Genomic DNA, 13,178 nt, shown 5'->3' on the forward strand with positions numbered 1-13,178 from the left:
CAACTGTAGGTTTATCACTATAATGCTGATCTTAGGCTTAAGGTTTAACTGCGTTGCGGATAGTTTCTATCTCTGTGGTTTCCATACCCATCGCATTATCAACCTTAATTTCTTTATTGATCAGCTTCTGCTTCACTTCTTCAACTTTGGCCTGAAGATCGGCTGGAAATACATTTTTATAGATATCATTCTCGGCAATACCTACACCATCATCTACAAAACTCAAAACATCACGTTTGCCCATTTCAAGCGTACCCTCTTGTAATTTCTTCACTGCACCTAGAATAGCTGTATCAATCTTTTTAATAGAAGAAGTAACGATTAAATTCGCTTTTTCGCTATCCGTATCGTTAAGTAACATCGCCTGATCGGAGTCTACACCGATAGCATATTTCTTCTTCTCTTTAGCTGCATCAAAGATCCCTAGGCCTGTACCCCCAGCTACGTTAAAAATAACATCCACACCGGAGTTATATTGAATTAGCGAAAGCTCCTTGCCTTTAGCCGGGTTAACAAAATCACCAGCGTACGACACAGCCACCTTCACATCAGGATCAACATATTGAGCACCTTGAATGTAACCCACCAAGAAAGCGTTAATCCCTGGAATGTCCATGCCGCCTACAAAACCGATCACATTCTCAGGATTAGCATTAGGCATGTCAGATTGTGTAGCTAGCGCCGCTACAGCACCTGCCAGAAAAGATACTTCATTTGTCGCATAAGACATGTTGTACATATTATCTGGTGCTTCATCGATATCGGTATCATAGTTAATGAATTTTTTATCTGGATATAATTCAGCCGTTGCATTAAACATCTCTGTAATTTCTGATCCGCCAGAAATAATAACATCCCAATCCTCAGCGGCGATATCGTTAAACGTAGGCTCCCATTTCGTTTTATCAACGCCCATTTCAACAACCTTTGTTTCTGCACCTAGTTCATTCTTAACCTTTTGCAGACCGTTATTTGCGGAGTCAAAAAATGATTTATCCCCAAGTGTTCCCGGAATCAGCAATACAACCTTGAGTTTATCCCCTGAACCTGTTTCTCCACCTTCAGCCGCATTTGATCCTGCATTCGCAGCAGAGCCGTTATTAGACGTTTTATTTCCACAAGCTGTGACCATTACCATTACTACAAGTAACAACAAAGAGAGAACTTTCTTTTTCATTTTTCTATTCACCCCTATTTATAGTTGGTTAGTAACTCGCAAAATCCCCATCTTAGTCCATTGTATAATTCACGATTAAGCCTAGAAACTCACTTTTTGCAAATCAAAGCATCTTAAATCTAATAAATTTAAGGATTTCGCTAAAAAAAGTGATAATATTGTTAAATTATCCTATAATCCGTTCAATTCCCGAACGAGGTGGCCAGTCAGGTTGCGAACTTCCGGATTTATTGATACGATCATAACAAATATTATTGAAAATAATTATATGATTTCGGTTACATTTTTGTATGATTCGGCTAAAATACAAATATGGGAGGGTCATCATGGATCGTGTTCTATATATTGTAAGCGCAACACATGAGCTAAACACTTATATTCCTCCCCATCAGCATGAATGCTATGAACTGGTCTATTATATACAGGGAGTAGGAACAACCAATGTGGGCCCGCGAAGTTATCATTTTCGTTCATCTTCATTCGCGCTTGTGCCACCCAATCATAAACATGACGAACATCATCGTGAGAATGCAGATGTATTATTTGTAGGTTTCCATTCAAATCACCCGAATATGAAGAATTTTTTAGGTGTATTTGAAGATGATAAAGACCATACTGTTTTACAAATCTTGCTTCGAATGAAAGCAGAGTTTACGCGCAAGCAAGATGGATTCTCCGAACTATTGAACCTGCAAATGAGCGAAATTACTGTTCATCTGATACGACTTCTTAGCGCTTCTGGTTTTCAGTCTCCAACTGAAGACAGAATACAATATGTTCTAAACTATATGAATGAGCACTACCGCAATAAACTATCGGTTGCAGCACTCTCTGAGATGTCTGGATACAGCTATGATCATTTCCGCCATTTATTTAAAGAGCGATTCGGTTCTTCACCTCTACGCTATCTACTATTGAAGCGTCTGGATTATGCGAAGTCTCTCTTGCGACATACCCAAATGCATATTTCTGAAGTATCTGCTGCTGCTGGGTTTGTGAATGACGCTCAATTCTGCAATATGTTTAAACGTGAAGTTGGTCTCACACCGCGAGCATTCCGACTAAGCAGTCACTAAACCTACAATTCACTCCACTTCACATAAAAAAGCCGTTGATTAGAGACTACTCTAATTCAACGGCTTATGAATGAAACTTCAGAGACATAAAGAAAAAAGGTTTGTAAAGTTGCTTATACAAGCGACTTTACAAACCTTTTTGATATACCGGCGAGAGGACTCGAACCTCCACGGTTTCCCTCTCGATTTTGAGTCGAGCGCGTCTGCCATTCCGCCACGCCGGCACATATGAAATTAATGGAGGCGCCACCCAGATTTGAACTGGGGATAAAGCTTTTGCAGAGCTTTGCCTTACCACTTGGCTATGGCGCCATGTAAAATATGGAGCGGACGACGGGAATCGAACCCGCGACCCTCGCCTTGGCAAGGCGATGCTCTACCGCTGAGCCACGTCCGCATAAAATGGCTGGGGATATAGGATTCGAACCTATGAGTGACGGAGTCAAAGTCCGTTGCCTTACCGCTTGGCTAATCCCCAATAACATTTTAAAGTAAAATGGGGCGACTGATGGGTCTCGAACCCACGAATGCCGGAACCACAATCCGGTGCGTTAACCCCTTCGCCACAGTCGCCATATGATACTGAATTTTGATGCCATACTTCTTTGTTAAAGTAAATGGGGCGACCGATGGGTCTCGAACCCACGAATGCCGGAACCACAATCCGGTGCGTTAACCCCTTCGCCACGGTCGCCATATTAAACTTTATAAAAGAACTTGGCAGGGGCAGCAGGAATTGAACCCACACCAACGGTTTTGGAGACCGTTGTTCTACCTTTAAACTATGCCCCTAAAAACTGGTGGAGGATGATGGATTCGAACCACCGAACACTTACGTGAGCAGATTTACAGTCTGATGCGTTTGGCCACTTCGCTAATCCTCCAAGGATGGTGCCGGCGAGAGGACTTGAACCCCCAACCTACTGATTACAAGTCAGTTGCTCTACCAATTGAGCTACACCGGCATGGCACTCATTCTTTTGTGAAAATCATGGTGGCTCGAGACGGATTCGAACCGCCGACACGAGGATTTTCAGTCCTCTGCTCTACCGACTGAGCTATCGAGCCAAGATAAAAATGGCGGAACCGACGAGATTCGAACTCGCGATCTCCTGCGTGACAGGCAGGCATGTTAGGCCAACTACACCACGGTTCCAAAAGATATAATTGCTTAAGTAAAATTGGTTGCGGGGGCAGGATTTGAACCTGCGGCCTTCGGGTTATGAGCCCGACGAGCTACCGGGCTGCTCCACCCCGCGTCGTTAGTAATACAATATGGTGGAGGCTGAGGGGATCGAACCCCCGACCCTCTGCTTGTAAGGCAGATGCTCTCCCAGCTGAGCTAAGCCTCCGTAAACAACAATTGTTATTGTACCAAAGTTCACTAGGTAAAATCAAGTGAAAATTTGGTGACCCGTATGGGATTCGAACCCATGTTACCTCCGTGAAAGGGAGGTGTCTTAACCCCTTGACCAACGGGCCATACTAATTAAAAATTTGTGGCGGAGAGAGAGGGATTCGAACCCTCGAGACGCTTGTGGCGCCTACACGATTTCCAATCGTGCTCCTTCGGCCAAACTCGGACACCTCTCCATATGGCTCCCCGAACAGGACTCGAACCTGTGACAACTCGATTAACAGTCGAGTGCTCTACCAACTGAGCTATCAGGGAATATTCATACCAGGCTTAATCGCCTGAAAACTGAATCCGAATCGAATTTGCATTTTAAGTATAGGATAAGCCCTCGACCGATTAGTATTGGTCAGCTCCATGCATTACTGCACTTCCACCTCCAACCTATCTACCTCGTCGTCTTCAAGGGGTCTTACTAATTGGGAAATCTCATCTTGAGGGGGGCTTCACGCTTAGATGCTTTCAGCGCTTATCCCGTCCGTACGTAGCTACCCAGCCATGCTTCTGGCGAAACAACTGGTGCACCAGCGGTACGTCCATCCCGGTCCTCTCGTACTAAGGACAGCTCCTCTCAAATTTCCTGCGCCCACGACAGATAGGGACCGAACTGTCTCACGACGTTCTGAACCCAGCTCGCGTACCGCTTTAATGGGCGAACAGCCCAACCCTTGGGACCTACTTCAGCCCCAGGATGCGATGAGCCGACATCGAGGTGCCAAACCTCCCCGTCGATGTGGACTCTTGGGGGAGATAAGCCTGTTATCCCCAGGGTAGCTTTTATCCGTTGAGCGATGGCCCTTCCATGCGGTACCACCGGATCACTAAGTCCGACTTTCGTCCCTGCTCGACTTGTAGGTCTCGCAGTCAAGCTCCCTTATGCCTTTGCACTCTTCGAATGATTTCCAACCATTCTGAGGGAACCTTGGAACGCCTCCGTTACTCTTTAGGAGGCGACCGCCCCAGTCAAACTGCCCGCCTGACACGGTCCCCGTACCCGATTAGGGTACTAGGTTAGAACCTAGATACGATCAGGGTGGTATCCCAACGGCGCCTCCACCGAAGCTTGCGCTCCGATTTCTACGGCTCCCACCTATCCTGTACAGATCGTACCCAAATTCAATATCAAGCTGCAGTAAAGCTCCATGGGGTCTTTCCGTCTTGTCGCGGGTAACCTGCATCTTCACAGGTATTAAAATTTCACCGGATCTCTCGTTGAGACAGCGCCCAAGTCGTTACGCCATTCGTGCGGGTCAGAATTTACCTGACAAGGAATTTCGCTACCTTAGGACCGTTATAGTTACGGCCGCCGTTTACTGGGGCTTCGGTTCATAGCTTCGGGTTACCCCTAACCACTCCCCTTAACCTTCCAGCACCGGGCAGGCGTCAGCCCGTATACTTCGCCTTGCGGCTTCGCACAGACCTGTGTTTTTGCTAAACAGTCGCTTGGGCCTTTTCACTGCGGCCCCCTCGTGCTATTCACACTACCGGGGCACCCCTTCTCCCGAAGTTACGGGGTCATTTTGCCGAGTTCCTTAACGAGAGTTCTTCCGCGCGCCTTAGAATTCTCTTCTCGCCTACCTGTGTCGGTTTGCGGTACGGGCACCTTCTCCTGGCTAGAGGCTTTTCTTGGCAGTGTGAGATCATGACCTTCGCTACTGTAATTTTCGCTCCCCATCACAGCCCAGCCTTAATGATGTGCGGATTTGCCTACACATCAGCCTCACTGCTTAGACGGACATATCCATCAGTCCGCGTCACTACCCTCCTGCGTCACCCCATCGCTCATAGCGGATTACGGTGGTACAGTAATTTCAAACTGTTGTCCTTCGACTACGCCTTTCGGCCTCGCCTTAGGTCCCGACTTACCCTGAGCGGACGAGCCTTCCTCAGGAAACCTTGGGCTTTCGGCGGATCAGATTCTCACTGATCTTTTCGTTACTCATACCGGCATTCTCACTTGTATGCTGTCCAGCGCTCCTTACGGTACACCTTCAACCCACATACAACGCTCCCCTACCCCAGATACATACGTATCTAGCCATAGCTTCGGTGGTGTGTTTAGCCCCGTTACATTTTCGGCGCAGAGTCACTCGACCAGTGAGCTATTACGCACTCTTTCAATGGTGGCTGCTTCTAAGCCAACATCCTGGTTGTCTGTGCAACTCCACATCCTTTCCCACTTAACACACACTTGGGGACCTTAGCTGATGGTCTGGGCTGTTTCCCTTTTGACAATGGATCTTAGCACTCACTGTCTGACTCCCGGCAATAAGTATATGGCATTCGGAGTTTGACTGATCTTGGTAACCCTTGCGGGCCCCGCAACCAATCAGTGCTCTACCTCCACTACTCTTATACCGAGGCTAGCCCTAAAGCTATTTCGGGGAGAACCAGCTATCTCCGAGTTCGATTGGAATTTCTCCGCTACCCCCACCTCATCCCCGCATTTTTCAACATGCGTGGGTTCGGGCCTCCAGTGCGTGTTACCGCACCTTCACCCTGGACAGGGGTAGATCACACGGTTTCGGGTCTACGTCCACATACTAAATCGCCCTATTCAGACTCGCTTTCGCTGCGGCTCCGTCTTCTCGACTTAACCTTGCATGTTAAACGTAACTCGCCGGTTCATTCTACAAAAGGCACGCCATCACCCATAGATAGGGCTCTGACTTTTTGTAAGCACACGGTTTCAGGTTCTATTTCACTCCCCTTCCGGGGTGCTTTTCACCTTTCCCTCACGGTACTGTTTCACTATCGGTCGCCAGGTAGTATTTAGCCTTAGCAGATGGTCCTGCTGGATTCATACGGGGTTTCACGTGCCCCGCACTACTCGGGATCCGTCTCGGAGAGAACACAGTTTAGGTTACAGGGCTTTTACCTCTATCGCGGGCCTTTCCAGACCTCTTCACCTACCATATTCCTTTGTAACTCCATGTGAGACGTCCCACAACCCCTAAGAGCAAGCTCTTAGGTTTAGGCTGTTCCGCGTTCGCTCGCCGCTACTGACGGAATCACTATTGTTTTCTCTTCCTCAGGGTACTTAGATGTTTCAGTTCCCCTGGTCTGCCTCTACATCTCCTATGTGTTCAGAGATGAGTAACTGCGAATTACCACAGCTGGGTTTCCCCATTCGGACACCCCCGGATCAAAGCTTGCTTACAGCTCCCCGAGGCAGTTTCGTTGTTCGCCACGTCCTTCGTCGGCTCCTGGCGCCTAGGCATCCTCCGTGTGCTCTTATTAGCTTAACCTCAATTTTCTCCGGAGGAGAAATATTGTACATTGAATGAATTCAACACACGTTACTTCTTTCGGATTCCATTGTATTCACTAATAACTTTTACTTGTTTACACAAGTTGCTAAAAGATGTTCTAAAACGCAAATTCGTTTCGGTATCCAGTTTTCAAGGATCAAGTTTAAAGATGAGAGCTTAAACTCTCAAAACTGAGCAACGAGTGAGTATTTTGGAAGTTAAACTTCCGATTTGAATGTCTTCATTGCAGAAGACGATTCTCCATAGAAAGGAGGTGATCCAGCCGCACCTTCCGATACGGCTACCTTGTTACGACTTCACCCCAATCATCTACCCCACCTTCGGCGGCTGGCTCCCTTGCGGGTTACCCCACCGACTTCGGGTGTTGTAAACTCTCGTGGTGTGACGGGCGGTGTGTACAAGACCCGGGAACGTATTCACCGCGGCATGCTGATCCGCGATTACTAGCAATTCCGACTTCATGCAGGCGAGTTGCAGCCTGCAATCCGAACTGAGACCGGCTTTGATGGGATTGGCTTCACCTCGCGGTTTCGCTTCCCGTTGTACCGGCCATTGTAGTACGTGTGTAGCCCAGGTCATAAGGGGCATGATGATTTGACGTCATCCCCACCTTCCTCCGGTTTGTCACCGGCAGTCACTCTAGAGTGCCCAACATTACTTGCTGGCAACTAAAGTTAAGGGTTGCGCTCGTTGCGGGACTTAACCCAACATCTCACGACACGAGCTGACGACAACCATGCACCACCTGTCTCCTCTGTCCCGAAGGCCGCCACTATCTCTAGTGGATTCAGAGGGATGTCAAGACCTGGTAAGGTTCTTCGCGTTGCTTCGAATTAAACCACATACTCCACTGCTTGTGCGGGTCCCCGTCAATTCCTTTGAGTTTCAGTCTTGCGACCGTACTCCCCAGGCGGAGTGCTTACTGTGTTAACTTCGGCACCAAGGGTATCGAAACCCCTAACACCTAGCACTCATCGTTTACGGCGTGGACTACCAGGGTATCTAATCCTGTTTGCTCCCCACGCTTTCGCGCCTCAGCGTCAGTTACAGCCCAGAAAGTCGCCTTCGCCACTGGTGTTCCTCCACATATCTACGCATTTCACCGCTACACGTGGAATTCCACTTTCCTCTTCTGTACTCAAGCCACCCAGTTTCCAGTGCGACCTTAGGTTGAGCCCAAGGTTTAAACACCAGACTTAAATAGCCGCCTGCGCGCGCTTTACGCCCAATAATTCCGGACAACGCTTGCCCCCTACGTATTACCGCGGCTGCTGGCACGTAGTTAGCCGGGGCTTTCTTCTCAGGTACCGTCACTCCGATAGCAGTTACTCTACCGGACGTTCTTCCCTGGCAACAGAGCTTTACGATCCGAAAACCTTCATCACTCACGCGGCGTTGCTCCGTCAGGCTTTCGCCCATTGCGGAAGATTCCCTACTGCTGCCTCCCGTAGGAGTCTGGGCCGTGTCTCAGTCCCAGTGTGGCCGTTCACCCTCTCAGGTCGGCTACGCATCGTCGCCTTGGTGGGCCGTTACCCCACCAACTAGCTAATGCGCCGCAGGCCCATCCCTCAGTGACAGATTGCTCCGTCTTTCATTCTTTCTTCAGGAGAAAAAAGAAATTATCCGGTATTAGCTACCGTTTCCGGTAGTTATCCCAGTCTAAGGGGCAGGTTGCCTACGTGTTACTCACCCGTCCGCCGCTAAGTTATTTTGAAAGCAAGCTTTCAAAATAACTCCGCTCGACTTGCATGTATTAGGCACGCCGCCAGCGTTCGTCCTGAGCCAGGATCAAACTCTCCAATTAGTATTGAAAAGAGCGATATGCTCATTTTGAAACATCTGACGAGAAAATTAATTCTCTAATTTTGGATTTCACTTTCGTGATTTCCTACTCACTCGTTGTTCAGTTTTCAAAGATCAAGCTGTTTATTTCGCCGTTGTCGTTGTTCAGCAGCGACCTTTATAATATATCACAGCGTCCTCGTTTTAGTCAACCTTTTTTTTGATTTCTTTTTTCGGTTGTCTTTCGAATGTTTTCGAAAGCATATCTCTGTGTCAGAGGGACGAGTTATAATTTAACACATGAACTAGGAAAGAGTCAACCATTAATTTTAATGAATAAATATGAGTGTTTCATATTAGTAAGCAAACAAAAAAGAGAGTGCTCAGCCCTCCCTATCCTTACTTATCTTCTCTATAGTTAATCACCATATACTGCATCTAATTCATCTCTATAATGTATATCGGATCGCATGCCCCTCTCCCCTGTAACCGTCGGCCCATGAAGTAATCTCACGGATTAGCGAACGAGAAACAAGCTTTCGTAATACCAGAGGTAACTCAGCCTCTAATTGACACAGACCAGAATGCTGTAGTAATTCTTTTATGCTCCATGCTTCCTTACGACTATTCAAAATATTAAAGAGCAAAGCACAACAATCCGTCATTTTGGACATAATTCCAAATTCACACGCTAGAAGAACAAGCTCAACTCGTTGCTCTAAGGTCTCAGTGCTTACAGTTAGTTCCTCATATAGTTTGTGAACCGATGTGTTCATGCTTTTAACCTGTTCCCAAACAGCCGGCTCTGGAAATGCACCTGCTTCACTCACTTCTATTCTTGCCCAATGATATAGAGCCATCAATACACAGTTATACGCATCCATATTGCAACCAGCTTCTATATACCGCTTGGATTTCACATACAAATGCAAGAAACGAGCAAACTCCATGAATTCAACACGTTCCTTAAGAGGCCCTTCAAATTGCAAAATCTCTCGGCGCATATCCTCTAGTATTCCTTTGGGATCACATATCACTTCCCCTGTCATCAAACTAGTAAGGAGTTCGTTATTATCTCCCGCCATGACAGCCCGCTCCAACGCGGAAAGGCCAATATGGACTGACTGGGTCCGTTTGTCACCGGCAATGGTGTGGCGAACAATATGTTCTAAATCCTGTTCCTCATGCAAAACTAATACAACCATATCAAAATCGTTAAGTAGCGCGCTTTGAAATGGAGTATTCCCTTTCTGCCGCAAAGCGACAGCTCCTAAAACATTCTCTTCAAACGTTTCTCCACTCAACAAAGTTACATTGGACAATTCCATGCTTCCCTCCATTAAATTTGGCGATTTTGCGTCCAGTCAGTTATAATTCAGTTATAATATTATTCTACATATGCATGACAGTTCCTTCTGAACAACCGAACTATATTTTAGTAAGGAGCAAACACTCATGAAGTTTAAAACGGCCAAAATTAATGCTTTTCGCACATGGGGATTACTGCTCACAATGCTCGGAATGGGACTTATGGTTTTGGGTACAGCAGGCATCGTATTCTGGGGATCGACTGGAAAAGTATTCGCTGGAATTGGACTTGTAATCGGTTTAATTTCCATGATGGCAAGTCTTGCGATCTATTTCTGGGCTGGCATGCTGTCAACGAGCGCAGTTCAGCTGGAGTGCCCGGAGTGTCACAAGCTAACCAAAATGCTTGGCAAAACAGACCGCTGTATGTTCTGCCATACCATTCTTACTATGGATCCGGCTGAAGCCAATATCACTGCAGAACAGCTTGAGAGTCAGCAACTTAACCACTAAAAACACCTTACAAAAGTTCATTACTAGCGAAGTATATGTACTCTATAATGTTACACAAAGCATTACCTAGAACAGACAAAGGGGCTCCCAATACGGGAGCCCCTTTGTCTGTTCTGAATGATAAATAAAATTACTTATGAATTCCTTGTAGAACCTCCCATGCGGACGGGTTACTAAAGCTGCGATTCCACGATCCAATGCCTCCAAGCCCAAAGGACTTAGCAAGCTCAACTCTAGATTTTAAGGAGTCCTTATCTTCTATCCATATTTTCTTAAGAGCGCCATCTTCCTTATACTCAACGTAATTCTGCCCAGCATCCTTATCAAATGTCGGGGTTAGTTTCTTCTCTTTGATAATTTTTTCAACTGCATTCATACTAACCGATTTAGAGCTTACCTTAGTCTTTCCATCTACTTCAGCCTCAGTCCAGATACGGGTGTACAATGGGATCCCCAAAATCATCTTCTCCGGCGGTACATTGTCTTCCTCTATGATCCGACTTATTGAATTCTCTACCCAAGGTAACGAAGCAACGGAGCCAGCGATTGGACTAGCCGCCCAATGTTCATCATAAGCCATCACCATTAGATAATCGACTAGTGTTCCAAGAGCCTTACGATCAAGAAACGCTGACCACATCTCGCTATTGGATTTAGGGGTCACGTCTATGGAGACGATTAGATTCTTAGCCTGAGCCATCGGTTTTAGCTCTCGCATAAATTGAGTGACATTCTCTCCGTCTTTTGTATATACATTCTCAAAGTCGATATTAATTCCATCCAGATTGTATAAATCTGAATACTCAAGGATCTGAACGATTGCGTTCATCCGTTTCTCATAGCTGGACAATGCCTCAGTGGTTATGTCTGGATCGAAGCTATTGCTAAACAGTCCCCATACCTCTATACCGCGCTCATGCGCCCACTGCACATACGCACTGTCGGCCTGACTACGCACATTGCCATCACCATCTATAATACTAAACCAGGTTGGACTAGCCACGTTAACGCCTGGTAGCTCGCCGAATGTATCCGGATTAGGTTTACGTTGGTAAACAGCCTCCCAATACAAATTAACTGACTTCCCTTTCCAGTTCCGTTCAGCCCGTGTAGGTGTGGATTTTTTCGGTTCCACTGTCTTTTGACCATCCTGGATAATGTCACTTGCCTTGGCATAACCTGCATACCCGCTGCTCAACTGCACAAACAGCCAGTCCTTATTTTCCTCATTCCAAATATTCACGATTGCCCCAGGAGACATATCCGCAACTATAGGCGCGTGAATTGACGCCTCATTGCGTAGAGCTACTGACTTGTCTCCTTGTTCACCTTTAACTTTTCCTAGCGAGACAGTCTCCCCTGCTGTCATTAAAAGAACTGCTCCAGTATTTGTATCCTCCTGAATTTCAAACCCATACAAGTCTTCTAACACATCCGCAGGAAGGTAGGTTACTTTATCCTTTACTTCAGGTGCTAACCGCAGCTGCAGTGGACGATTGTTCAGACTGGCATCGGTTTTATCCTCCTGCATGTATAGAAGTTCGATATCCGTTGATAATATGACCGATTTCGTCTTCTCTTCATAACGAATGGACGTGTCCACATACTTTTGCAACAACGGTAATGGTAACAGCATGCTATCCCCGGTCCCCGTGGCAGAATAACCTGTGTGCTCTCCTTTTACAAAGATGGGATGCTCTTGAGCTTTCCAGTCCACATCTATATGCTGACGATTTGGTAATACATAAAATACAACCCAGTAAGCTGCTGCTGCAATGATTAAAAGTCCAAACAAGCGCCTAAAAAAACCTCCGCGCTTTTTGATGCGTCTCTGTCCCTGTCTTCTGTCCAAAATATATCCTCCAGATATTAAATGATTTTTTAGTAGAGTCTAACAATACGATTATAACATCTACTCGGTTTCGTATAACAAGTAGAAGATAGTCATTTATCCTACAATTTGTTATATCCAAGAAGAAACGACGTTGTCATCCTTTATTGATGACAACCGTTTCTCGTAGAAATATAAGGATAATGTATAGCGTGAAACTTATACGTTCTTATATTTCCAAAAAAATAAAAACGTGAGTCCTCCGCTTTCGGATTTCGCACGTTTATTGTGGTAACTTGGCATTTGGCCTTGATACCGTTCTATTCTAGTCTTAATGCTGCTGCTCTCTACAACATTTGCAAATTCCATGCAGTTCCATACGCAATCCTGTGATCTTAAAGCCTGTAGCTTGCTCAGCATGCAGCTCTACATCCCTAAGCGAAGGATAACTGAAATCCTCAATCTTACCGCATTGCTGACAGATAACATGATAATGATCAGACACATTGGCATCAAAACGGCTGGAGCTATCCCCATAGGTCAACTCACGAACCATGCCAGCTTCCATAAACATCTTGAGATTATTATATACGGTTGCCACGCTCATGCTCGGAAATTTAGGCTCTAATGCCCGATATATATCGTCAGCTGTAGGATGATTCATTGCTTCCATCAAATACGTAAGAATCGCATGACGCTGGGGTGTTATACGGACACCTGTTGTTTTTAATTGTTCCAATGCATGTTGTACGCCACTCCCCATGACTGTCACCGCCTTTTAAATTTAAAAATAAAAGAAATATTT

6 protein-coding genes, 16 tRNA genes and 2 rRNA genes are annotated in these 13,178 nt (G+C 46.1%); 2 read left to right on the forward strand and 22 right to left on the reverse strand.

Annotation, left to right across the window (positions count from 1 at the left end):
• Window positions 1–37 precede the first annotated feature (37 nt).
• A complete protein-coding gene (locus MHH52_RS24980) occupies window positions 38–1,177 on the reverse strand; it encodes a BMP family ABC transporter substrate-binding protein (protein WP_340005044.1) in 1,140 nt (379 codons plus the stop codon).
• Window positions 1,178–1,503: 326 nt separating this feature from the next.
• Between MHH52_RS24980 and MHH52_RS24985 the strand changes: the two genes are divergently transcribed.
• A complete protein-coding gene (locus MHH52_RS24985; protein WP_313640638.1) occupies window positions 1,504–2,253 on the forward strand; it encodes an AraC family transcriptional regulator in 750 nt (249 codons plus the stop codon).
• A gap of 145 nt (window positions 2,254–2,398) precedes the next feature.
• Here MHH52_RS24985 and MHH52_RS24990 read toward each other — a convergent pair.
• From MHH52_RS24990 to MHH52_RS25080, 19 genes are all read right to left on the reverse strand, one after another.
• A tRNA-Leu gene (locus MHH52_RS24990) sits at window positions 2,399–2,477 on the reverse strand.
• Window positions 2,478–2,491: 14 nt separating this feature from the next.
• Window positions 2,492–2,565: transfer RNA gene (locus MHH52_RS24995), tRNA-Cys, on the reverse strand.
• Window positions 2,566–2,575: 10 nt separating this feature from the next.
• Window positions 2,576–2,650 (reverse strand) — tRNA-Gly (locus MHH52_RS25000).
• Between the two features lie 6 nt (window positions 2,651–2,656).
• Window positions 2,657–2,731: transfer RNA gene (locus MHH52_RS25005), tRNA-Gln, on the reverse strand.
• 19 nt (window positions 2,732–2,750) lie between these two features.
• Window positions 2,751–2,826: transfer RNA gene (locus tag MHH52_RS25010), tRNA-His, on the reverse strand.
• Between the two features lie 45 nt (window positions 2,827–2,871).
• Window positions 2,872–2,947 (reverse strand) — tRNA-His (locus MHH52_RS25015).
• Window positions 2,948–2,971: 24 nt separating this feature from the next.
• Window positions 2,972–3,045: transfer RNA gene (locus MHH52_RS25020), tRNA-Trp, on the reverse strand.
• A 6-nt stretch (window positions 3,046–3,051) separates the two neighbouring features.
• Window positions 3,052–3,137, reverse strand: a tRNA-Tyr gene (locus MHH52_RS25025).
• A 5-nt stretch (window positions 3,138–3,142) separates the two neighbouring features.
• Window positions 3,143–3,218: transfer RNA gene (locus MHH52_RS25030), tRNA-Thr, on the reverse strand.
• A 27-nt stretch (window positions 3,219–3,245) separates the two neighbouring features.
• Window positions 3,246–3,321, reverse strand: a tRNA-Phe gene (locus tag MHH52_RS25035).
• 10 nt (window positions 3,322–3,331) lie between these two features.
• Window positions 3,332–3,409 (reverse strand) — tRNA-Asp (locus MHH52_RS25040).
• A gap of 26 nt (window positions 3,410–3,435) precedes the next feature.
• Window positions 3,436–3,512, reverse strand: a tRNA-Met gene (locus tag MHH52_RS25045).
• 17 nt (window positions 3,513–3,529) lie between these two features.
• Window positions 3,530–3,605 (reverse strand) — tRNA-Val (locus tag MHH52_RS25050).
• 55 nt (window positions 3,606–3,660) lie between these two features.
• Window positions 3,661–3,735: transfer RNA gene (locus tag MHH52_RS25055), tRNA-Glu, on the reverse strand.
• Window positions 3,736–3,753: 18 nt separating this feature from the next.
• A tRNA-Ser gene (locus tag MHH52_RS25060) sits at window positions 3,754–3,846 on the reverse strand.
• Between the two features lie 3 nt (window positions 3,847–3,849).
• Window positions 3,850–3,925, reverse strand: a tRNA-Asn gene (locus tag MHH52_RS25065).
• A 61-nt stretch (window positions 3,926–3,986) separates the two neighbouring features.
• A 23S ribosomal RNA gene (locus MHH52_RS25070) occupies window positions 3,987–6,915 on the reverse strand.
• A gap of 270 nt (window positions 6,916–7,185) precedes the next feature.
• A 16S ribosomal RNA gene (locus MHH52_RS25075) occupies window positions 7,186–8,743 on the reverse strand.
• Together the 16S and 23S rRNA genes with 16 tRNA genes alongside form the textbook arrangement of a ribosomal RNA operon.
• A 427-nt stretch (window positions 8,744–9,170) precedes the next feature.
• Window positions 9,171–10,049: a nucleotidyltransferase-like protein gene (locus MHH52_RS25080; RefSeq protein ID WP_340005045.1), complete on the reverse strand. Its 879-nt coding sequence runs from the start codon at window positions 10,047–10,049 to the stop codon at window positions 9,171–9,173.
• Between the two features lie 127 nt (window positions 10,050–10,176).
• Between MHH52_RS25080 and MHH52_RS25085 the strand changes: the two genes are divergently transcribed.
• Window positions 10,177–10,542 (forward strand): DUF2614 family zinc ribbon-containing protein, encoded by a 366-nt coding sequence (locus tag MHH52_RS25085; RefSeq protein ID WP_313641283.1) that lies wholly within the window; start codon window positions 10,177–10,179, stop codon window positions 10,540–10,542.
• 130 nt (window positions 10,543–10,672) lie between these two features.
• On the opposite strand, the gene MHH52_RS25090 is transcribed toward MHH52_RS25085, so the two are convergent.
• Together MHH52_RS25090 and MHH52_RS25095 are read right to left on the reverse strand one after the other, a co-directional pair.
• Window positions 10,673–12,394, reverse strand: a complete 1,722-nt coding sequence (locus tag MHH52_RS25090; protein ID WP_340005047.1) for a glycosyl hydrolase family 18 protein — start codon at window positions 12,392–12,394, stop codon at window positions 10,673–10,675.
• Between the two features lie 310 nt (window positions 12,395–12,704).
• Entirely contained in the window at window positions 12,705–13,136 is a 432-nt protein-coding gene (locus MHH52_RS25095) for a Fur family transcriptional regulator (protein WP_313641286.1), read from the reverse strand.
• Window positions 13,137–13,178 lie beyond the last annotated feature (42 nt).

Origin of the sequence: Paenibacillus sp. FSL K6-0276 (assembly GCF_037977235.1) — a bacterium.
Classification (GTDB): Bacteria; Bacillota; Bacilli; order Paenibacillales; family Paenibacillaceae; genus Paenibacillus_AQ.

Bases quoted from the DNA above. Each gene is read 5' to 3' on its own strand.
- MHH52_RS24985 (WP_313640638.1), top strand. From the start codon at position 1,504: ATGGATCGTGTTCTATATATTGTAAGCGCAACACATGAGCTAAACACT.
- MHH52_RS25095 (WP_313641286.1), bottom strand. From the start codon at position 13,136: ATGGGGAGTGGCGTACAACATGCATTGGAACAATTAAAAACAACAGGT.
- MHH52_RS25080 (WP_340005045.1), bottom strand. From the start codon at position 10,049: ATGGAATTGTCCAATGTAACTTTGTTGAGTGGAGAAACGTTTGAAGAG.
- MHH52_RS24980 (WP_340005044.1), bottom strand. From the start codon at position 1,177: ATGAAAAAGAAAGTTCTCTCTTTGTTGTTACTTGTAGTAATGGTAATG.
- MHH52_RS25085 (WP_313641283.1), top strand. From the start codon at position 10,177: ATGAAGTTTAAAACGGCCAAAATTAATGCTTTTCGCACATGGGGATTA.